The 19,701-nt window shown below is 72.0% G+C and carries 18 protein-coding genes, 1 tRNA gene and 2 pseudogenes; 9 read left to right on the top strand and 12 right to left on the bottom strand.

The annotated features are described in order from the left end of the window. The 6 genes and pseudogenes from ABEB00_RS31355 to ABEB00_RS31330 form a co-directional block, all read left to right on the top strand. Nucleotides 1–277, top strand: a pseudogene (locus ABEB00_RS31355) (DUF2797 domain-containing protein); the annotation flags it as partial. Between the two features lie 130 nt (nucleotides 278–407). Then, nucleotides 408–1,148, top strand: coding sequence for a response regulator transcription factor (locus tag ABEB00_RS31350; RefSeq protein ID WP_345624049.1), 741 nt, complete (start codon nucleotides 408–410; stop codon nucleotides 1,146–1,148). Further along, a complete protein-coding gene (locus ABEB00_RS31345) occupies nucleotides 1,145–2,818 on the top strand; it encodes an ATP-binding protein (protein WP_345624047.1) in 1,674 nt (557 codons plus the stop codon). The genes ABEB00_RS31350 and ABEB00_RS31345 overlap by 4 nt, the downstream gene beginning before the upstream one ends. 14 nt (nucleotides 2,819–2,832) lie before the next feature. Further along, nucleotides 2,833–4,047: pseudogene (locus ABEB00_RS31340) on the top strand (bifunctional glycosyltransferase family 2/GtrA family protein); the annotation flags it as partial. A gap of 417 nt (nucleotides 4,048–4,464) precedes the next feature. After that, a complete protein-coding gene (locus ABEB00_RS31335) occupies nucleotides 4,465–6,699 on the top strand; it encodes a mannosyltransferase YkcB-related protein (protein ID WP_345624061.1) in 2,235 nt (744 codons plus the stop codon). An 82-nt stretch (nucleotides 6,700–6,781) separates the two neighbouring features. Next, the gene (locus ABEB00_RS31330) at nucleotides 6,782–7,570 is read left to right on the top strand and encodes a TetR/AcrR family transcriptional regulator (protein WP_345624045.1); all 789 of its coding nucleotides are present in this window, start codon (nucleotides 6,782–6,784) and stop codon (nucleotides 7,568–7,570) included. Here ABEB00_RS31330 and ABEB00_RS31325 read toward each other — a convergent pair. After that, nucleotides 7,506–7,973 (bottom strand): PPOX class F420-dependent oxidoreductase, encoded by a 468-nt coding sequence (locus ABEB00_RS31325; protein WP_345624043.1) that lies wholly within the window; start codon nucleotides 7,971–7,973, stop codon nucleotides 7,506–7,508. The two genes, ABEB00_RS31330 and ABEB00_RS31325, sit on opposite strands and share 65 nt — an antisense overlap. Nucleotides 7,974–8,081: 108 nt before the next feature. Then, complete coding sequence (locus tag ABEB00_RS31320; protein WP_345624041.1) at nucleotides 8,082–8,420, bottom strand: STAS domain-containing protein; 339 nt, start codon at nucleotides 8,418–8,420, stop codon at nucleotides 8,082–8,084. A gap of 220 nt (nucleotides 8,421–8,640) precedes the next feature. Between ABEB00_RS31320 and ABEB00_RS31315 the strand changes: the two genes are divergently transcribed. Continuing rightward, on the top strand, nucleotides 8,641–9,390 hold the full coding sequence (locus ABEB00_RS31315) for an ANTAR domain-containing protein (protein ID WP_345624039.1): 750 nt from the start codon (nucleotides 8,641–8,643) through the stop codon (nucleotides 9,388–9,390). 17 nt (nucleotides 9,391–9,407) lie between these two features. Beyond that, nucleotides 9,408–10,106: a GAF and ANTAR domain-containing protein gene (locus ABEB00_RS31310; protein WP_345624038.1), complete on the top strand. Its 699-nt coding sequence runs from the start codon at nucleotides 9,408–9,410 to the stop codon at nucleotides 10,104–10,106. On the opposite strand, the gene ABEB00_RS31305 is transcribed toward ABEB00_RS31310, so the two are convergent. The 3 genes from ABEB00_RS31305 to ABEB00_RS31295 form a co-directional block, all read right to left on the bottom strand. Then, entirely contained in the window at nucleotides 10,089–10,910 is an 822-nt protein-coding gene (locus ABEB00_RS31305) for a YceI family protein (protein ID WP_345624037.1), read from the bottom strand. The two genes, ABEB00_RS31310 and ABEB00_RS31305, sit on opposite strands and share 18 nt — an antisense overlap. Nucleotides 10,911–11,089: 179 nt before the next feature. Beyond that, a complete protein-coding gene (locus ABEB00_RS31300; protein ID WP_486389435.1) occupies nucleotides 11,090–13,570 on the bottom strand; it encodes an MFS transporter in 2,481 nt (826 codons plus the stop codon). Nucleotides 13,571–13,658: 88 nt separating this feature from the next. After that, nucleotides 13,659–14,159: a MarR family winged helix-turn-helix transcriptional regulator gene (locus ABEB00_RS31295; protein WP_345624035.1), complete on the bottom strand. Its 501-nt coding sequence runs from the start codon at nucleotides 14,157–14,159 to the stop codon at nucleotides 13,659–13,661. Between the two features lie 206 nt (nucleotides 14,160–14,365). Here ABEB00_RS31295 and ABEB00_RS31290 point away from each other — a divergent pair, with 206 nt between their 5' ends. After that, nucleotides 14,366–14,569, top strand: a complete 204-nt coding sequence (locus ABEB00_RS31290; protein ID WP_345624033.1) for a hypothetical protein — start codon at nucleotides 14,366–14,368, stop codon at nucleotides 14,567–14,569. 235 nt (nucleotides 14,570–14,804) lie between these two features. On the opposite strand, the gene ABEB00_RS31285 is transcribed toward ABEB00_RS31290, so the two are convergent. The 7 genes from ABEB00_RS31285 to ABEB00_RS31255 form a co-directional block, all read right to left on the bottom strand. Then, complete coding sequence (locus ABEB00_RS31285) at nucleotides 14,805–15,761, bottom strand: RNA polymerase sigma factor SigF (protein WP_345624032.1); 957 nt, start codon at nucleotides 15,759–15,761, stop codon at nucleotides 14,805–14,807. A gap of 355 nt (nucleotides 15,762–16,116) precedes the next feature. Then, nucleotides 16,117–16,971: an RNA polymerase sigma factor SigF gene (locus tag ABEB00_RS31280; protein ID WP_345624031.1), complete on the bottom strand. Its 855-nt coding sequence runs from the start codon at nucleotides 16,969–16,971 to the stop codon at nucleotides 16,117–16,119. 446 nt (nucleotides 16,972–17,417) lie between these two features. After that, nucleotides 17,418–17,711, bottom strand: a complete 294-nt coding sequence (locus ABEB00_RS31275; RefSeq protein WP_345624030.1) for a Dabb family protein — start codon at nucleotides 17,709–17,711, stop codon at nucleotides 17,418–17,420. After that, complete coding sequence (locus tag ABEB00_RS31270) at nucleotides 17,711–17,887, bottom strand: hypothetical protein (protein WP_345624029.1); 177 nt, start codon at nucleotides 17,885–17,887, stop codon at nucleotides 17,711–17,713. The genes ABEB00_RS31275 and ABEB00_RS31270 overlap by 1 nt, the downstream gene beginning before the upstream one ends. An 84-nt stretch (nucleotides 17,888–17,971) precedes the next feature. Continuing rightward, a tRNA-Ser gene (locus ABEB00_RS31265) sits at nucleotides 17,972–18,056 on the bottom strand. Nucleotides 18,057–18,123: 67 nt separating this feature from the next. Further along, nucleotides 18,124–18,552 carry a tRNA adenosine(34) deaminase TadA gene (gene tadA / locus ABEB00_RS31260; RefSeq protein ID WP_345624058.1) on the bottom strand — a complete coding sequence of 143 codons (429 nt, stop codon included), beginning with the start codon at nucleotides 18,550–18,552 and terminating at the stop codon, nucleotides 18,124–18,126. A 276-nt stretch (nucleotides 18,553–18,828) separates the two neighbouring features. After that, on the bottom strand, nucleotides 18,829–19,383 hold the full coding sequence (locus tag ABEB00_RS31255; protein WP_345624056.1) for a tRNA adenosine deaminase-associated protein: 555 nt from the start codon (nucleotides 19,381–19,383) through the stop codon (nucleotides 18,829–18,831). Nucleotides 19,384–19,701: the final 318 nt, after the last annotated feature.

Genomic DNA, 19,701 nt, shown 5'->3' with positions numbered 1-19,701 from the left:
AGGGGCAGGGGTAGAGGCGGGGGCGTCCGGGGTGTCGGCCGCCGCCACCGTCGAGGTGAGCGAGCTGGTCGGGGGAGGCGCGGTCGGCGGGGAGCTGATCGCGGCGGCGGGGCCGGATCTGCACCTGGCGACGGAGCGGGGCGTCGTCATCCTCGACACCCGGCTGATGACCGGCTGGGGCCTGGTCGCCGCGACCGGTGACGGCAACCGCGTCGACGTACCGGTACGGCCGCTGCGGGCGGTGGCGCCACCGGTGCGGCAGGAGGGCCTGTTCTGACCTCCGGAGTATCGGTGGAACCGGTACCACGAGGTGCCCAGGCGCCCGCTGAGAGGTGGCTGTGGGTTTCTCAGGGAAATCACAGGTTGCCGAAAGGGTGTTCTCAGAGCCCCCCGACATGGTGGACAACATGACCACGACCTCGCCCCAGGGGCGCACCGAACTGCTCAGGCCGGACGGGAGCCCCGTCCGAGTGCTTGTGGTGGACGACGAGATGTCGATCACCGAGCTGCTGTCCATGGCCCTGCGTTACGAGGGCTGGCAGATCCGCAGTGCCGGGGACGGACAGGGCGCGCTCCAGAGCGCGCGCGAGTTCCGGCCCGACGCCGTCGTCCTGGACATGATGCTGCCCGACATGGACGGGCTGAGCGTGCTCGGCCGGCTCCGCCGCGACCTGCCCGACGTGCCGGTCCTCTTCCTGACCGCGAAGGACGCCGTCGAGGACCGTATCGCCGGGCTGACGGCCGGGGGCGACGACTACGTCACCAAGCCGTTCAGCCTGGAGGAGGTCGTCGCCCGGCTGCGCGGCCTGATCCGCCGCTCCGGTGCCGCCGACCGCCGCTCCGACTCCGTCCTGGTCGTCGGCGACCTCACCCTCGACGAGGACAGTCACGAGGTCACGCGGGGCGGGGACGGCATCCACCTGACCGCCACCGAGTTCGAGCTGCTGCGCTTCCTCATGCGCAACCCGCGGCGCGTGCTCAGCAAGGCGCAGATCCTCGACCGGGTCTGGTCCTACGACTTCGGCGGCCAGGCCAACGTCGTCGAGCTGTACATCTCCTATCTGCGGCGGAAGATCGACGCCGGGCGCGAGCCGATGATCCACACACGGCGTGGCGCCGGGTATCTGATCAAGCCCGCGGTGTCATGACCCGGAGGCGACGGCTGCGTACGCCGCGGGCGGCCAAGCCGCGCACTCTGCGGACGCGGCTGGTCGTCGCGTCGGTGGTGCTGATCGCGGTGGTGTGCGCGGTGATCGGCACCGTGACGACCATCGCACTGGGCCAGCATCTGTACGAGCAGCTCGACGGCAAGCTGCACGAGGCCGGGATGCGCGCGGTCGGCGGCCCGATGCCGGACAAGACCGGCGCGGGCAGTGACCTCCTCGACCCCGGCAAGCCCGGTGGCGGCGTGGACGAAGACCTCTCGCCGGGCGACAAGGTCGATCACGTCGTCACCCAGGGGCCCAGCCAGGCCGGGACCGTGGCGGCGTACGTGCGGAACGGCACGATCAGCAGCGCGGCCGTCGCGAAGGAGAAGAAGGACAGCGACGGCATCTTCAAGAGCATGTACTCCGACGCACTCGACACCGCGCAGAAGTCCGCGCTCGCCTCCGTGCCGCAGGACGGCGAAGCGCACTCGGTGGACCTCCCCGGCCTCGGCGAGTACCGCGTCGAGTTCATCACCAGCAGGGACGGCGCTGACTCCTACTACGTCGCCCTCTCCGCCGACGACGTCACCAACACCATCAGCACCCTCATCATCGTCGAGGTCAGCGTCACCGTCGCCGGTCTCATCGCCGCCGGCCTGGCCGGCACGATCATCGTCGGCGTCGCCACCCGCCCGCTGCGCAAGGTGGCCGCCACCGCCACCCGGGTCTCCGAACTCCCCCTGCACTCCGGCGAGGTCAACCTCAACGAGCGGGTCCCCGAGTCCGAGTGCGACCCGCACAGCGAGGTCGGCCGGGTCGGGGCCGCGCTCAACCGGATGCTGGACCACGTGCACGGCGCGCTGCACTCACGGCAGGAGAGCGAGACCCGGGTACGGCGGTTCGTCGCGGACGCCAGCCATGAGCTGCGCACCCCCTTGGCCTCCATCCGCGGCTACGCCGAACTCACCCGCCGGGGCAGAGAACAGGTCGGCCCCGACACCCGGCACGCGCTGGGCCGGATCGAGTCCGAGGCCGGGCGGATGACCCTGCTCGTCGAGGACCTGCTGCTGCTCGCCCGCCTGGACGCCGGCCGGCCGCTGCAGTTCGAGCAGACCGACCTGGTCCCGCTCGTGGTGGACACCGTCAGCGACGCCCGGGTGGCCGGCATGGACCACACCTGGCGGCTCGACCTGCCCGACGAACCGGCGCTGGTCTCCGCGGACGCCGCCCGGCTCCAGCAGGTGCTGGTCAACCTGCTCGGCAACGCCCGCAACCACACCCCGCCCGGCACCACGGTCACCGCCCGGGTGCGGTGGCACGGCCCCTGGCTCTGCGTGGACGTCGAGGACAACGGCCAGGGCATCCCGCCCGAGTTGCTCCCGCACGTCTTCGAACGGTTCGCGCGCGGCGACTCGGCCCGCTCCCGGGCCACCGGATCGACCGGTCTGGGGCTGGCCATCGTGCAGGCCGTGGCCGCCGCGCACGACGGCGCGGTCACCGTCGACAGCGTGCCCGGACGGACCGTGTTCACCGTGCGTCTGCCCGCGCTCACCTTCCCCGGGCTCCCCGGGGGCGGAGCGCCGGCCGGCCTGCCGGACCCCCGGACGTCCTGGTCGTCGTACTCACAGGTACAGCACAGCGCCACCACACGGGTGCGACAGGGGAATTGAGAAAAGTCGGTGTCATGCGAACCGACTCTTCTCCCGGCTCCCTGCCGGCGCGGGAGCACCTCCCGGCCGCAGGAGCCGGTGCGCCTGTCCTGGACGTAGTGATCCCCGTCTACAACGAGGAGAAGGACCTCCAGCCCTGCGTGCGCAGACTCCACGAGCACCTCACCCGCACGTTCCCCTACGCCTTCCGCATCACGGTCGCGGACAACGCCTCCACGGACACCACCCCGTACGTGGCCGCCGGGCTGGCGGCGGAACTGCCCGGGGTCCGTTCCGTCCGGCTGGAGCAGAAGGGCCGGGGCCGGGCGCTGCGGACCGTCTGGTCGGCCTCGGACGCCCCCGTCCTCGCCTACATGGACGTCGACCTCTCCACCGACCTCAACGCGCTGCTGCCGCTGGTCGCCCCGCTGATCTCCGGCCACTCCGACCTCGCGATCGGCTCCCGGCTGGCCCGCAGCTCCCGTGTGGTGCGGGGCGCGAAGCGGGAGTTCATCTCGCGCTCGTACAACCTGATCCTGCGCGGCTCGCTCCAGGCCCGTTTCTCCGACGCGCAGTGCGGGTTCAAGGCGATCCGCCGGGACGTCGCCCAGGCGCTGCTGCCGCTGGTGGAGGACACCGGCTGGTTCTTCGACACCGAGATGCTGGTGCTCGCCGAACGCGCGGGGCTGCGTATCCACGAGGTGCCGGTCGACTGGGTCGACGACCCCGACTCCACCGTGCACATCGTCAGGACGGCGACCGACGACCTGAAGGGCGTGTGGCGGGTCGGCAAGGCCCTGGCCACCGGTTCGCTGCCGCTGGACCGGCTGGCCCGGCCGTTCGGCGACGACCCGCGCGACCGCGACCTCACGGACGTCCCCCGCGGCCTGGCCCGGCAGCTCGTCGGGTTCTGCGTCATCGGCGCCCTGTCCACCCTCTTCTACCTGCTGCTCTACAGCGGCTTCCGCACCTTCTCCGGTTCACAGCTCGCCAACGCGCTCGCCCTGCTGGTCTCGGCGGTCGCCAACACCGCCGCCAACCGGCGGCTCACCTTCGGCGTGCGCGGCCGGGGCGGCGCGGTTCGCCACCAGGCGCAGGGCCTGGTCGTGTGGGCCATCGGCCTGGTCCTGACCAGCGGTTCGCTCGCCGCTCTGAACGCGGCGACGACCGACCCGGCGCACTCCACCGAACTGGCGGTGCTCATCGCCGCCAACCTGGCCGCCACGGTGCTGCGCTTCCTGCTCTTCCGCGCCTGGGTCTTCTCCGACCGCCACGAGGACCCGGAGCCCTCGCTCCCCGCGGCCTCCGGCCCCACCTCCCCCACGTACGCGANCCTCCGGCCCCACCTCCCCCACGTACGCGACCTCCCCCACGCACGCCGCCTCCCCCACGCACGCCGCCTCCCCCACGCACGCCGCCTCCCCCACGTATGCCGCCGCCTCCACGTACGCCTCCTCGTCCGCGTACGCCACCGCCCCGGCCGGCGGCCCCCACCCGAGGACCGACCCCGCGAGGACCGACCCCGCGACGGCCGGCCCCGCGGCCACCGTCACCATCCCCCAGCCGTCCGCCGCGCCCGGCCCGCTGCCGCAGCGCCCGCGGCAGGCGGACGCCACCATGCGGCTCCAGCCGGTCCACGAGACCGACGCCGACCCCAGGAACCCGCGATGACCACGCAGTACGACCGTACGGACCCGGCCGGTGCCACCGATGCCACCGGTGCCACCGGCGCCGACACCGCCTCCGACACCTGGCCATCGCCACCGCCCCCGCCACCGCCCCGGGCCGCCGAGCCGCCCGAGCCCGGCGGCCCCGGCCGGCGGCTGTCCCCCGGCAGGCTCTGGCGGGGCCGTCCCGAGGACCCCCGCTGGGCCCGCCCGGCCCTCCTCGGACTGCTCCTCGTCACCGCCCTGCTCTACCTCTACAACCTGAGCGCCTCCGAGTACGCCAACTCCTTCTACTCGGCGGCCGTGCAGGCGGGCAGCGAGTCCTGGAAGGCGTTCTTCTTCGGTTCGCTGGACGCGGCCAACGCCATCACCGTGGACAAGCCCCCGGCCTCACTGTGGCCGATGGAGCTGGCGGTGCGGATCTTCGGCCTCAACTCCTGGGCGATCCTCGTTCCCGAGGTGCTGATGGGCGTCGGGACGGTCGCCGTCGTGCACGCGTCCGTGCGCCGCCGCTTCGGCCCCGCGGCCGGCCTGATCGCGGGCGCGGTGCTGGCGCTCACCCCGGTCGCGGCGCTGATGTTCCGGTTCAACAACCCCGACGCGATCCTGGCGCTGCTGATGGCGGTCGCCTGCTACCTCGTCGTACGCGCGGTCGAGGACGGCCGCACCAAGTGGCTGGTGTGGGCGGGGGTGGCGATCGGTTTCGCCTTCCTCGCCAAGACCCTCCAGGCGTTCTTGATCCTGCCGCCGCTGGCGCTCGTGTACGGCTGCTGCGCGCCCGTGGCCTGGAAGAAGCGGCTGGGCCAGCTCGCGCTGGCGACCGGCGCGCTCGTCGTCTCCGGCGGCTGGTGGGTGGCGCTCGTCGAACTCTGGCCGGCCTCGTCGCGCCCGTACATCGGCGGCTCGCAGAACAACAGCTTCCTGGAGCTGACCTTCGGCTACAACGGCCTCGGCCGCCTCAGCGGCGACGAGACCGGCAGTGTCGGCGGTGGGGGCGGCGGGGGCGGGACCGGCACCGGGCAGTGGGGCGAGACCGGCTGGGACCGGATGTTCAACTCCGAGATCGGCGGCCAGATCTCCTGGCTGCTTCCGGCCGCCCTGATCCTGTTCGTCGGCGCCCTGGTCGCGACCCGCCGGGCCGGCCGTACCGACTCCGCGCGCGGCGCGCTGCTGGTCTGGGGCGGCTCGCTACTGATGACCATGGCCGTCTTCAGCTACATGGCCGGCATCTTCCACCAGTACTACACGATCGCCCTCGCCCCCTATCTGGCCGCCGTGGTCGGCATGGGCGCGGTCGCCCTGTGGGAGCGGCGCCGCGAGACCTGGGTCTCGCTCACCCTGGCCGCCGCCGTCACGGCGTCCGCGGCCTGGGGGTACGTGCTGCTCAACCGCACCCCGGACTATCTTCCCTGGCTGCGCTGGCTGGTCCTGGTCGGCGGTCTGCTGGCCGCGCTCGGCCTGGTCTTCGCCGGACGGCTGGAGCGCCGGCTCGTGCTCGCGGTGGCGGGCCTGGGCCTGACGGCCTCGCTGGCCGGTCCGACCGCGTACACCCTGAGCACTCTGCAGGAGGGCCACACCGGCTCCATCGTCACGGCCGGTCCGTCCGGCGCGAGCATGATGGGCGGCGGCCCGGGTGGCGGTGGCGGCGGCCGGGGCGGCGGAGCCATGCCGGGCGGCGGCATGCCGGGCCAGAACCAGCAGAACGGCACGGGTGGCGCGGGTGGCTTCCCCGGCGGCGGAATGCCCGGACAAGGCCAGGGCCAGGGCCAGGGCCAGGGCCAGACCCCGCAGGGCGGCGGCTTCCCCGGCGCCGGTGGCACCGGCGAGTCCGGCGGTCCGGGCGGTGGCGGCGGCATGGGCGGCCTGCTCAACGGCGCCGAGGTCGACGCCGCGGCGAAGAAGCTGCTGGCGGCGGACGCCGACGACTACACCTGGGTCGCCGCGGCCATCGGCGCGCAGAACGCCGCCAGTTACCAGCTCGCCACCGGCGATCCGGTGATGGCCATCGGCGGCTTCAACGGGACCGACCCGTCGCCGACGCCGGCCCAGTTCAAGGAGTACGTGGCCGACGGGAAGATCCACTACCTGATCTCCGGCGGCTCCGGCGGCGGCACCGGCGGCTCCGGCACCGGCACCTCCACGGAGATCACCTCGTGGGTGGAGGCCAACTTCAAGAAGGTGACGGCCGGTTCGGCCACCTTCTACGACCTGACGCAGCCGACGAACGGGGCGTGAGAGCGGGAAGAGGAGAAGCGGGGGCACCCGGCACCGGCGAGCGGTGCCGGGTGCCGGCGCGAGACGGCAGGGGAGGGCGTCCATGGCGAAGGCAGCCCGCACAGGGGAACGGACCAGCGTCTGGCGGGAGGACCGGCCCCGGCGCGGCGGGCGCGACGGGCGCGGAGGACGCGGCGCCGGCCGGCCCTCGGGCCTGGACCGCGACCGGATCACCCGGGCCGTGGTCCGACTGCTGGACGCCGAGGGCCTGGCGGGACTCTCCATGCGCCGCCTGGCCGCCGAGCTGAACGTGACGGCGATGTCCGTCTACTGGTACGTCGACACCAAGGACGACCTGCTGGAACTCGCCCTGGACGCGGTCCACGGCGAACTGCGCCTGCCCGACGCCGCGACGGACGACGCGGGCGCGACGGACGAGACGGACGAGGCGGGCGCGACGGACGAGGAGGATGAAGCCGGCGAGACGCACCGGGTGGACGACGACTGGCGCGTCCAGGTGCGCGCACTGGCCCGGGAGTACCGCGCCCTGCTCGTGCGCCACCCCTGGCTCTCCCGGCTCGCCGGTGCCTTCCCCGACATCGGGCCGCGGTCGCTGGACTTCTCCCGGTCCGCCCGGCACGTGCTCGGCCGGACGGGACTGCCCGAGCGCCACCTGGCCGGCGCCCACGCGGCCGTCTTCCGCTTCGTCCACGGCTACGCCACCGCCGAGGACCGCCCCGCGGCCCGGACCCCGGCCCCGGACTTCGAGGCCGCCCTCGACCTGATCGTCGCGGGCATCGAGGCGACGGTGGCCCGGAGCCCCGGGGTCAGTCCGAGGACAGCCGCGCCGGGAAGCCGCCGGTGGCCACCGGACCCCACCGCTCGGGCGTGACGCGGATGATCGACTTGCCCTGCGCGAGCATGGCCTGCCGGTACTCGTCCCAGTCGGGGTGCTCACCGGAGATGTTGCGGAAGTACTCCACCAGCGGTTCCACCGAGTCCGGCACGTCGATGACCTCGGCGGTGCCGTCGATCTGCACCCAGGGGCCGTTCCACTCGTCGCTGAGGACGACCAGGGCGACCCGGGTGTCCCGCTTGGCGTTGCGGGTCTTGGCCCGCTCCGGGTAGGTGGAGACCACGATCCGGCCGGCGTCGTCCACCCCGCAGGTCAGCGGGGACGCCTGCGGGCCGCCGTCGGCCCGCCGGGTCAGCAGGAGCGCGCGGTGCCGGGGACGTACGAAGTCGAGCAACTCGGCCAGGTCGACCCGGGTGTTCGTCGCGATGTTCGGTGCCATACCGGGAAGCCTAGGGCGTGTTTCGACAGTCCCGTCTGCCAGGCGTCGCGCGGCAGGCGGGGATTTGTCAGACACGCCTTAGGTCAGCGGTCCGACAGAGGTGGGGCGTCAGGGCCGTAGCGCCTCTGCCAGGTTGTCGTACACGGGTATGTCCCGGCGCAGGCCGGTCAGTTCCAGCAGGAGGTGCGGGACGGTCTCCGGGGCCGCCGCGATCCGCAGCCGGACCCGGCCGCCCAGCTCCTGCCGGACGAGACCGATCAGACGGACGCCCTGGGAGTCCATGAACACGGTGCCGGTCAGGTCCAGGACGAGGTGGCGCAGCGCGTCCGAGCGGGTCGCGCGGAGCACGCGGCGCAGCAGCTCCTCGGCGTTGCAGAGGTCGATCTCCGGGGGCAGCGCGAGCACGGCGGAACCCGGCAGCTCGCAGGGCGGGGGAACGAAGGGCATGGCACTCACCTGACCGAAGTCCGTCCGGTTTCCAGGGAGGCCGCTTCCTGACCCGTCCCCGCCATTCCATCACGTCGGCACCGGGGCGCGGTAGGTGCTTCGGCGGACCGTGAGCCGGACGTCACCGAGCCGCAACAGAGCAGCTAGAGTGCTCTCCGTCCTGTGCTCGCAGTCGGGAATGTGCTGCGGAGCTCTCCTGCGCACGGCCGTACGGCCGTGCATGCCGAAGAGGTTCGTGGTGACTGCGTCCGATTTTACCGATGTGCCGCGCTTGTCGGCCGATGCCGAGCTGGCCGAAGCTCTGACCGCGGCCGCCCGGAAGCTGCACGACACCGTCACCCCGCACGGCACCCTGCGCACCGCGGTCCAGTTGGCGGTCGACCTCCTGCCCGGCGCCGAACTCGCCGGGATCTCCGTGATCGACCGCGGCAGCCGCCGCGAGACCCTCGCCTGGACCGACGAGGTGGTGCGCTCCGCGGAGACCGACCCACGCGCCGGCGGCCGGGAGTCGCACCCCCTGTGGGACCGGCTGTGGACGGTGCCCGTGGCGAAGCTGGAGGACAGCATCGCCGAGAACGACGGCCCCCTGTCCGAGCTGGGGCTGCGCTCGGCCCTGTCGCTGCGGCTGCGCGCCGACCGGCGCCGCCTGACCGTGCTGACCGCGTACGCCCGTAAGCCGCGCGCCTTCGACGAGGACGCCACCCGCGTCGGCCGGCTCCTCACCGCGCACGTCAGCATGGCGCTGGACTCCGCGACCGTGCGCGAACAGCTCACCGAGGCGATGCGCACCCGGGACCTGATCGGGCAGGCCACCGGCATCCTGATGGAGCGCCTGGACATGGACGCGGCCGGGGCCTTCGAGAGCCTCGTGAAGGCGTCCCAGCGGGAGAACGTGAAGCTGCGCGACCTCGCCCGCCGCATCGTCGGCACCCACGACGCCCCGCAGGGGCGAGGCGTCAACGAGCGGTGACGGGATATCCGTACGGCATGAGTCCGCAGACGCCCGACACGCTCGATCAGGCCATGGCGCGCAGCCAGGGGCTGGACACGCTGCTGCGCGATCTGACCGACCGCGCGGTGCGGGAGGTGCCCGGGGTCGCCGCGTGCAGCGTCACGGTGCGCCGCGACGACCGGCTGCTGACCCTGGCGGGCTCCACGGGCCTGCCCAGCGGCCTGGACCTGCGGCAGTACGAGAACGGCTCGGGGCCCTGCGTGGACGCCGCCGAGACGCAGAGCCCGCGGTACGCCCACGACCTGGCCACCGAGACCCGCTGGCCGGACTACACCGCGTACGCGCTCGCCACCGGCGTGCGCTGTGTACTGGCGCTGCCGCTCGCCCTGGCGGGTGAGCCGGACGCGGCGCTCAATCTGTACGGCGTCGAGCCGGGCGGACTGGCCGGCTCGCGCGCGGCGGCCGACGCGTTCGCCCGGCGGGCCGCCGAGGCCGTGGACGCGGCCCTGCGCATCGAACGGGAACGGGCCTCGGCGGCCGATGTGCGCACCGCCCTGCTCTCCCGCAGCGTCATCGACCAGGCCATCGGCATCCTCATGGTCCGCGAGCGGCTGGACGCCCGGGCCGCGATGGACCGGCTGCGCCGGGTCTCGCAGGACCGGAACGTCAAACTGCGTGACCTCTGCCAGGACCTGGTGGCCCGGGTGGGCGACGGCTCACGCGGCCGGCAGTGAGTCCCCCTGGACCGTCTGGATGTCCAGTTCCACCTTGAGGGTGGTGCCGATGGCGGCGATGCCGGCCTGGAGGACCTGGTTGTAGTTCATGGCGAAGTCCTCGCGCCGCAGCTCGGTGGTGGCCTTGAAGGCCGCCCGGGTGCCGCCCCACGGGTCGGCGCCGGTACCGAGGTAGGCCAGGTCCAGGTCGACCGGGCGGACCACGCCGTGCAGGCCCAGCTCGCCGTGGACGGTCCAGCGGTCACGGCCGGCCTGGGTGACGCCGGTGGAGCGGTAGGTGATCTCCGGGAACCGCTCGACGTCCAGGAAGTCCGCGGACTTCAGGTGGGTGTCGCGCATGCCGTTGCCGGTGTCGACGGAAGCCGCCCTGATGACTGCCTCCACCCGTGACTTGGTGACGTCGTCGGGGGCGATCTCCACGGTGCCGGTGAAGTCGGTGAACCGGCCGTGCACGCTGGAGATGCCCAGGTGCTGGGCGACCGCGGCCACGCTGGAGTGCGCCGGGTCGATGGTCCAGGGCCCCGGCGGGGGCAGCTCGGTGCCGCCCTGGCGGGCCAGCGTGACCGTGCCGACCTCGGCCCGGCCACTGGCGGTCACGATCGCGCTGGACGCGGCCGGCGCGTAACCGACGGCGGTGACGATGACGGTGTACGCCCCCGGCGTGAGCGGGGTGGTGTCCCGTACGGCCCCCTCGGCGTCCACCTCCGCCCGCAGCACCTGCGCGCCGGTCATGTCGGTCACCGTGACGACCGCGTGCGACACGGCCCATCCGTCCCTGGTACGGATCCTCGCGGTCAGTCCCATCCCGTTCTCTCCCTGAAAAAACCCGTGAGCCTCGAAGAAGGCTCGAAAAGCCAGAACTGCGTGATGTCGGTGCGGCGCTGTGTGGCGCTGTACGGCGGTGTGTCGGTGAACCGGACCGGCCCGTGGCGGCGTGCGCGCCTCCGCTCGGAGCGCGCACGTCACCACGGGCCGGGATCTCGTTACTCGCCGGGGTGGGCGAGTTCGATGTCGTGGCCGTCGGCACCCTGGCCGCCGACCGTCAGGGCCGTCGCCACCGGCGGGTAGCCGGTCGCGATGACGGTGTACTCGCCGGTGTCCAGGTCGGTGAAGGCGTACGCCCCGTCCGACCCGGTGGTGGCGGTGCCGACCACGTTGCCGGCCGCGTCGACCAGCGTCACGCGGGCGTCGGCCAGCGGGCCGTGCGGCGCCTTGACGGTGCCCTGGACGCGGGTGCCCGCGTCCAGGTCGACCTCGACCCGGGTGACGCCGGCGCCGCCGACCTCGACGTGCAGCGCGCGCGGGCGGAACCCGGCGGCGTTGACCGCGATGGTCACGGTGCCCGGCACCAGCTCGGCGAGGGAGAACTCGCCCTGCTCACCGGTGGTGGAGGTGGCCAGCAGGTCACCGCGGACGTCGGTCACGATGACCATGGCGTCCTTGACCGGCTGCCCGTTCGCCGCGGCCCGCACCAGGCCGTTGAGCCCGCTGGTGCCGCTGAGCAGGACGTCGTAGGCGACCGGCTCGTCGTTGACCATGATCGTGGACGCCTGCGGCTGGTAGCCGTCGGCGGAGGCGATCAGGACGTACGACCCGGCACCCGGGGCGTCCACCGCGTAGGAGCCGTCGGCCTGGGCGACCGACCGGCCGAGCTGCCGTCCGCCGAGCGAGATCAGCGTGAGGGCGGCCTGCGGGACGGGCGCGCTCTCGGCGCCGCGGACGAAACCGCGGACCGGGACACCACCGGAGAGGGGGGTGCCCGCGTCACCCGGGCCGGCGGCCGAGGCGACCGCGGCGAGCCGCTGGGTGGTCGCCGCGGCGGCGGGCGCCGAGGAGGTGGACGCCGAGGTGGTGGCGACCGCGCCGGCCGGAACCGGCTCGGCGACCGGGGTGGCGGCCTCGGCGGTGGCCGGGGCGGCCGGGGCGGTGTTCTGGCCGGCGGCCTCGGCGGCCTGGGCCAGGGCGCCGGAGGTGCGCAGCGGGACCTCCTTGATGAACAGCGTCACCAGGAAGGCGAGGAAGGCGATCGGCGCGACGATCAGGAAGATGTCGGCGATGCCGTGCCCGTAGGCGCTCTCCAGCCACTCGCGGATGCCGGGGGGCAGCATGTCCATGTCCGGGATCGAGCCGCCGCCCGCGGCCTTGGCCGCCGCCGCCTGCTGCTGCGGGCTGAGCGAGCCGATGGTGTCCGAGGCGTAGTGGCTGATCCGGGTGGACATGATCGAGCCGAGCACCGAGACGCCCACCGCACCGCCGAGGGACCGGAAGAAGGTCACCGTGGAGGAGGCGGCGCCCAGGTCGCGGGGGGAGACCTGGTTCTGGGTGCAGAGCACGAGGTTCTGCATCATCATGCCGACGCCGAGACCCATCAGCGCCATGAAGATCGCGATGTGCCAGTACGGGGTGTCGTAGCGCATGCTGCTCAGCAGGCCGAGGCCGGCCGTCAGCAGCACACCGCCGGCCAGCAGCCAGCCCTTCCACTTGCCGGTCTTGGTGATGACCTGGCCGGACACGGTGGAGGAGATGAAGAGCCCGCCGATCATCGGGATCGTCATGACACCCGACATGGTCGGGGACTTGTCCCGGGCGAGCTGGAAGTACTGGCTGAAGTAGACGGTGCCCGCGAACATCGCGATACCGACGAAGAGCGAGGCGATCGACGCCAGGGTGATGGTGCGGTTCTTGAACAGGCGCAGCGGGATGATCGGCTCGCTGGCCTTGGTCTCCACGAAGCAGAAGATCAGCGTCAGCAGGACCGCGCCGCCGACCATGACACCGGTCTGCCACGACATCCAGTCGTACTTGTCGTCGGCGAAGGTGACCCAGATGAGCAGCAGGCAGACGGCGGCGGTGACGAAGAAGGCGCCGGCCCAGTCGACCTTGACCTTGCGCTTGACCACCGGCAGGTGCAGCGTCTTCTGGAGCACGAACAGCGCGATCAGCGCGAAGGGCACACCGACGAAGAGGCACCAGCGCCAGCCGAGCCACGAGGTGTCGGTGATGACGCCGCCGAGCAGCGGGCCGCCGACGGTGGCGACGGCGAAGGTCGCGCCGAGGTAGCCGGAGTACCGCCCGCGCTCACGCGGGGAGATCATCGCGGCCATGATGATCTGCGCCAGGGCGGAGAGACCGCCGGCGCCCAGACCCTGGATGACACGCGCGCTGATCAGCATCGCCGGGTTCTGCGAGAGACCCGCGACGATCGATCCGCCGGCGTAGACGAGCAGGGCTATCTGGACCAGGGCCTTCTTGCTGACCAGGTCCGCGAGCTTGCCCCACAGCGGGGTGGAGGCGGTCATCGCCAGCAGCGAGGCGGTGACGACCCAGGTGTAGGCGCTCTGGCCGCCGCCCAGGTCCCCGATGATCTCCGGGAGGGCGTTGGTGACGATGGTCGAGGACAGAATGGCGGCGAACATGCCGAGCAGCAGCCCGGAGAGCGCCTCCATGATCTGCCGGTGCGTCATCGGAGCGCCGCCTTCGGAGGAGGCCCCCCCGTGCTTGGCATGAGCCCGCACACCGGCTGGTGTGGTCGTAGCCATGGACTTCCTTTACTTACGTGGTGATCACAGGTGTACGGGTGGACTGATCGGCCTCGGTTGGCGCCGTGGTCCGGCCCGGCACGAGCCGGCAGTCGTCGAAACTCGCCCGGAGCCGGGCCATCAGCCCCGCGAGCTGGCCGACCTCGTCGTCGGTCCAGTCGCCCAGGCGGTGGGCGAGCAGTTGTGTGGTCCGTTCGGACAGCTCGTCGAGCTGGGCCCGGCCCGTGGGGGTCAGCCGCAGGATGCGCGAGCGCTTGTCCGCCGGATCGGGGAACCGTTCGATCCAGCCCCGGTCGGCGATGTGGGCGACGTGCCGGCTGGTCACCGACATGTCCACGGCGAGCAGCTCCGCGAGCTTGCTCATGCGCATGTCGCCGTAGCGGCCCAGGAGGGTCAGTACGGCGGCCGAACCGCCGGGACAGTCGGCCGGCAGGATGCGGCTCATTTCCCGCTTCACGGCGCCGAAGGCGCTGAACTGGCGGATCAGCTCTTCGTACTGAGCCTTCTCTGCCATCGGCACCTCCCGCGTTTGTTGCTTAGGGCAACCATAGAAGCCGTTGGTTGCTGCAGGCAAATAAGAACGGTGTCAACGAGGCCAAAACTTGGCAAAGACAAGTATTGCGAAAGTAAACGCGCAGGTGGCGGGGGACCGGTCCGGTGCGGGTGGGTCTTCGGCCCCCCGCTTGGGTGACACCCGCGGATTCGCTAGTGTCTCGGCCCATGGCTAACAACCAGGGCCCCCAGGGCAATTACGACCCCGCAGGCAGCACTCAGATGTTCCGCGCGTTCGTCGACGAGGGCGGCCCGCGGACCCCGCAGCAGCCGGCCGCGCCGGCCTCCTCCGGCCCCCGCGTCGGTCTGATCATCGGCATCGTGGTGGCCGTCGTGGTCGTCGCGGCCGTGGCGTGGCTGGCGCTGAAGTAGCGGCTGCCGGCCCTTTCCGTCCCGGCCTCTTCCCGGCCTCTTCCCGGCCTCTTCCCGGCCTCGGCTTCTCCACTTCGGCCCGTCCCGCTCCGGCCGCTCCACCCCGCCCACCTCGTACGAAAGACACCGCCGCGGCGCACTTGAGCGCGCCGCGGCGGTGTTCGTGATCTCTGTGCTGGGCCGGTGGATCTCTGTGCTGGGCCGGTGCTCAAACCCCGGTGTGCAGTCCCGGTGCTCAGTCGGAGATGAGCCCCTCGCGCAACTGGGCCAGCGTGCGCGTCAGCAGCCGGGAGACGTGCATCTGCGAGATGCCGACCTCCTCGCCGATCTGCGACTGGGTCATGTTGGCGAAGAAGCGCAGCATGATGATCCGTCGCTCCCGCGGCGGCAGCTTGGCCAGCAGCGGCTTGAGGGACTCGCGGTACTCCACGCCCTCCAGCGCCGTGTCCTCGTAGCCCAGGCGGTCCGCCAGGGAGCCCTCGCCGCCGTCGTCCTCCGGGGCCGGGGAGTCCAGCGAGGAGGCCGTGTAGGCGTTGCCGACGGCGAGGCCGTCGACGACGTCCTCCTCGGACACCCCGAGCACGGCGGCCAGCTCGCCGACGGTCGGCGAGCGGTCGAGCTTCTGCGCCAGCTCGTCGCTGGCCTTGGTCAGCGCCAGGCGCAGTTCCTGGAGCCGGCGCGGGACGCGCACCGACCACGAGGTGTCGCGGAAGAACCGCTTGATCTCGCCGACCACGGTCGGCATCGCGAAGGTCGGGAACTCCACGCCCCGCTCGCAGTCGAACCGGTCGATCGCCTTGATCAGGCCGATGGTGCCGACCTGGACGATGTCCTCCATCGGCTCGTTGCGGGAGCGGAAGCGCGCGGCGGCGTAACGCACCAGCGGGAGGTTCAGCTCGATGAGGGTGTCGCGGACGTAGGCCCGCTCCGGGCTGTCCGCGTCGAGGGCGGCGAGCCGCAGGAACAGGGAGCGGGACAGGGTGCGGGTGTCGATGGCTTCCGGTGCCGGGTGGGCCTGGGCCGGTACGGCGTCGAGCACCGGTGCGGCGTCGATCGCCGGTGCGGCGTCGAGCACCGGTGCGGCGTCGAGGGCCGGGACGTCATCGATGGAGCCGAGCGCTTGGAGCGCTGCGGGCGCGGACTCGCTCTCCGCGAGCGCCAGCACCTTCGAGCTGCCCTGATCTGCGGACATGCCACCCCCTTTGGGTCGCGGGACGGTCACGGCGAACGCTCCCATGCCGGGAACGCAGCCTTCACCTGAATACCGGAGCCGGGGCTTCGGCAAACGCGTCTCCCGCAGAATGTCACATGTCGGCAACACGCTGTAGTGACATGTCGACAAGTGAGACGTGAAAACCCCCTGGATAAAGGCGGTCTGACGGTGTTTCAACCCCGAACCGCCCACAAAGATGCTGGTGGGCGATTAGCTCACGCCGGTGAAGGATCGCGCGCGCTGGCGATTTGAGCATGTTCGAACATGGGTTCTTTAGTGCGGGTCGGGGCGCGGCGGCCGGGGTGAGTCCGCGGGCGCCGGCCCGCAGGCACGCCTAGGCGTCGATCCGGTTGGCGGACCTCAGCCGCTGGAAGCTGCGCGCGAGGAGGCGCGAGACGTGCATCTGGGAGACGCCGAGTTCCGCGCTGATCTGTGACTGGGTCAGGTTGCTGTAGTAGCGCAGCAGCAGGATGCGCTGCTCCCGCTCGGGGAGCTGGACGAGGAGGTGGCGGACGAGGTCGCGGTGTTCGACGCCGTCCAGCGCGGGGTCCTCGTAGCCGAGGCGGTCGAGGAGTCCGGGCAGCCCGTCGCCCTCTTGGGCGGCCTCCAGCGAGGTGGCGTGGTACGACCTGCCCGCCTCGATGCAGGAGAGCACCTCCTCCTCCGTGATGCGCAGCCGTTCGGCGATCTCCGAGGTCGTCGGGGAGCGGCCGAACGCGGTGGTGAGGTCCTCGGTCGCGCTGTTCACCTGCACCCACAGCTCGTGCAGCCGGCGCGGTACGTGGACCGTACGGACGTTGTCGCGGAAGTACCGCTTGATCTCGCCGACCACGGTCGGCATCGCGAAGGTGGGGAACTGCACGCCCCGTTCCGGGTCGAAGCGGTCGATGGCGTTGATCAGGCCGATGGTGCCGACCTGGACCACGTCCTCCATCGGCTCGTTGCGGGAGCGGAAGCGGGCGGCGGCGTAGCGCACCAGGGGGAGGTTGGCCTCGATGAGCGCCGCGCGCACCCGGGTGTGCTCCGCCGTGCCCACCTGGAGTTCCTTCAGTTCGCCGAAGAGCACCTGGGTCAGGGCCCGGGTGTCGGCGCCCCGGCTGCTGCGCTGCGGTACGGGTTCCCGCGCGGGCCCCTCCTGGGGCGGCGCGGGTGGTGCGGGCGGTGCTTGAGGCGCAGTACTGGCCGGCACGGTCAACTCCACCTCGTGATCCGTCGACTCAAGCGTCAATTCATCCGTCAAAAGCGGTCATAGCATCACAAGACATGTGCACTGTGTGCAAGCACCGCATAACGCCGTGTTGAGGGTGGAGGAGGGGCTGGGGAGGGGTCGGGGAGGGGTCGGGGAGCGGTCAGCGAGGGTTTGGGGAGCGGTCGGGGAGGGTTTGGGGGGGCGTGGAGGCGGGGCCCAGGACGCGAAGCGGCCCCGCACCGAGCGGTACGGGGCCTGCGTTCCGGGCCCACCGGAAGAGGGAGGGAGGAGGGGAGGGGTGGCGTGAGGGGGCCGAGCGGGCGGAGGGGGCCGGGCGGGGCCTGCTCCGCGGGCAGCCGTCCTGGAGCGGGGTCCGGAACGGGGGCTCAAGCAGGGATCCGGAGCGGGGGCTCGGAGTAGGGGTTCGGAGCGGGGCCCCGGGCGTCCTAGAACTCGTAGTCCGCCATCACCCAGGTGGCGAACTCGCGCCACAGGGCTACGCCCGCCTGGTGTGCCGGGTGCTCCAGGTAGCGCTTGAGGGCAGCGGTGTCGTCGACCGCGGAGTTGATCGCGAAGTCGTAGGCGATGGGCCGGTCGGTGATGTTCCAGGCGCACTCCCAGAAGCGCAGTTCCTCGATCTGCCCGCCCAGGGCGCGGAACGCCTCGACGCCCTTCACCACGCGCGGGTCGTCACGCTCGACGCCCTCGCCGAGCTTGAAGAGGACCAGATGCCGGATCATCACTCACCTCCGTGGGCGACCCAGGTCATGAAGTCGCCGATGGCCTTGGCGGCGTCGGATATGCCCTCGAATCCTATCTGGACATAGTCCGCGGCCCTGGCCGGGTCGGTGATGATCAGATAGAGCACGAACACCACAAGTACGTAGACGGCGATCTTCTTGGCGTTCAACGCCACCGCGCCTTCCCTGTCGCTGACATGCCACGAACGGTGCTCATGATCGCACGAAGGGCCCCGTCTTTCGACGGAGCCCTTCAAAAGCGGTAGCGGAGGGATTTGAACCCTCGGTGACTTGCGCCACACTCGCTTTCGAGGCGAGCTCCTTCGGCCGCTCGGACACGCTACCGAGGGAGACCCTACCGCAAGGTGGGGCATGCTTTGAAATCGATATCGGGTGAGGTCGCGGGTGCCTGTCAGCGGTCCCGGAAGAAGTCGGTGAGCAGCCCCGCGCACTCCGTCGCGAGGACGCCCTCGATCACCTCGGGCCGGTGGTTGAGCCGCCGGTCCCGTACGACGTCCCACAGGGAACCGGCGGCGCCCGCCTTGTCGTCGCGGGCGCCGTAGACCACCCGGTCCACCCGGGACTGCACGAGGGCGCCCGCGCACATCGTGCAGGGCTCCAGCGTGACCACGAGGGTGCATCCGGTCAGCCGCCACCGGCCGACCCGTTCGGCGGCCCGCCGCAGCGCGAGGACCTCGGCGTGCGCGGTCGGGTCGCCGCCGGCCTCGCGTTCGTTGTGCCCGCGGGCGAGCACGGTCCCGTCGGCGGAGAGCACGACGGCGCCGACCGGGACGTCGCCGTCCCGGCCGGCCAGGCGCGCCTCGGCCAAGGCCCGCTCCATCGCGTCCCGCCAGGGGTCACGCACCGGGTCACGCGTGAAGTCCCGCACGGGATGTACGGGGTGTACGGGGCGTACGGGGTCACGTGCGGGATCCCGCGCCGGGGCGGGCGCGGGGTCCGGTACGGGATGCACGGGCTCACGCGAGGGGTCCGGTGGTCCCTCGGCCGGGCTCTGATCCATCGATGAGGTCGCAGGTGGGGTCGTGGAGGGTGGGGTCGTGGAGGGTGGGGTCGTGGAGGGTGGGGTCGGTCGGGGGTGGAGGCGGCGGGGGCGGGGTCAGCGGACGGTCTCCAGTACCTCCGAGGCGCCGAGGGACTCGGCGATCTCCATGAGCGCGTCGTCCGACATCGAGCGCAGTTGCTTCTCGCTCACACCGAGATCGTCCAGGATCTCGGCGTCGCCCACCGGGCCGTGCGGCACGGAGGAGTCGGTGGTGGGGGTGTCCGCGCCCCCGCCGCTTTCGGCGGCATCGTCGTCGTCGGGATCGTCGGGGTCACCGTCCTCCGTGGCGTCGAGGTCGAGGTCGAGGTCGTCCAGGTCCGTGCCGGGTTCCCGGCCGAGCAGTTCGTCGGTGAGCAGGATCTCGCCGTAGCTGCTGCGGGCAGCGGCGGCGGCGTCGGAGACGTAGATGCGCGGGTCGTCCTCGCCGTCCACCCGGACCACGCCGAACCACCCGCCCTCCTGCTCGATCAGGATGAGCACCGTGTCGTCCTCGGCAGAGGCTTCCCGGGCCAGATCGGCCAGGTCCGACAGGGTCTCCACATCGTCGAGCTCTGTGTCGCTCGCTTCCCACCCGTCTTCGGTGCGCGCGAGCAGTGCGGCGAAGTACACCGTGACTCTCCCACTGGTCATAGACGTGCCGGTGAGGGATTCCCCCGGCGGAGATTGCGGGCGGGGAGAGCGGGCTCCGAGCCCCACCCACTCGGAATCGTGGCAGAAACAAGGCGTTCAGGGGACGTCTTCGGCTCCCCGTGTCCGGCAGTTCCGCTCGTGGTCGTGTCCCGGACCTCGTTCGTCCGGGACCGGCCCGTCACCGGCCCACCAGCGCACTCGTCACCGCCACTTGCGGATCGTACGCGGGAATGCGCGGCACCCGCGCACGCCCTTCCGGGCAACCTCGGCGCGGCGCCGGATCTTCCCCGTCCGGTC

The organism is Streptomyces ziwulingensis (assembly GCF_039542605.1).
Classification (GTDB): domain Bacteria; phylum Actinomycetota; class Actinomycetes; order Streptomycetales; family Streptomycetaceae; genus Streptomyces; species Streptomyces ziwulingensis.
The sequence above is the reverse complement of the archived record's forward strand: the minus strand, read 5'-3'. Positions and strand labels throughout refer to the sequence as shown.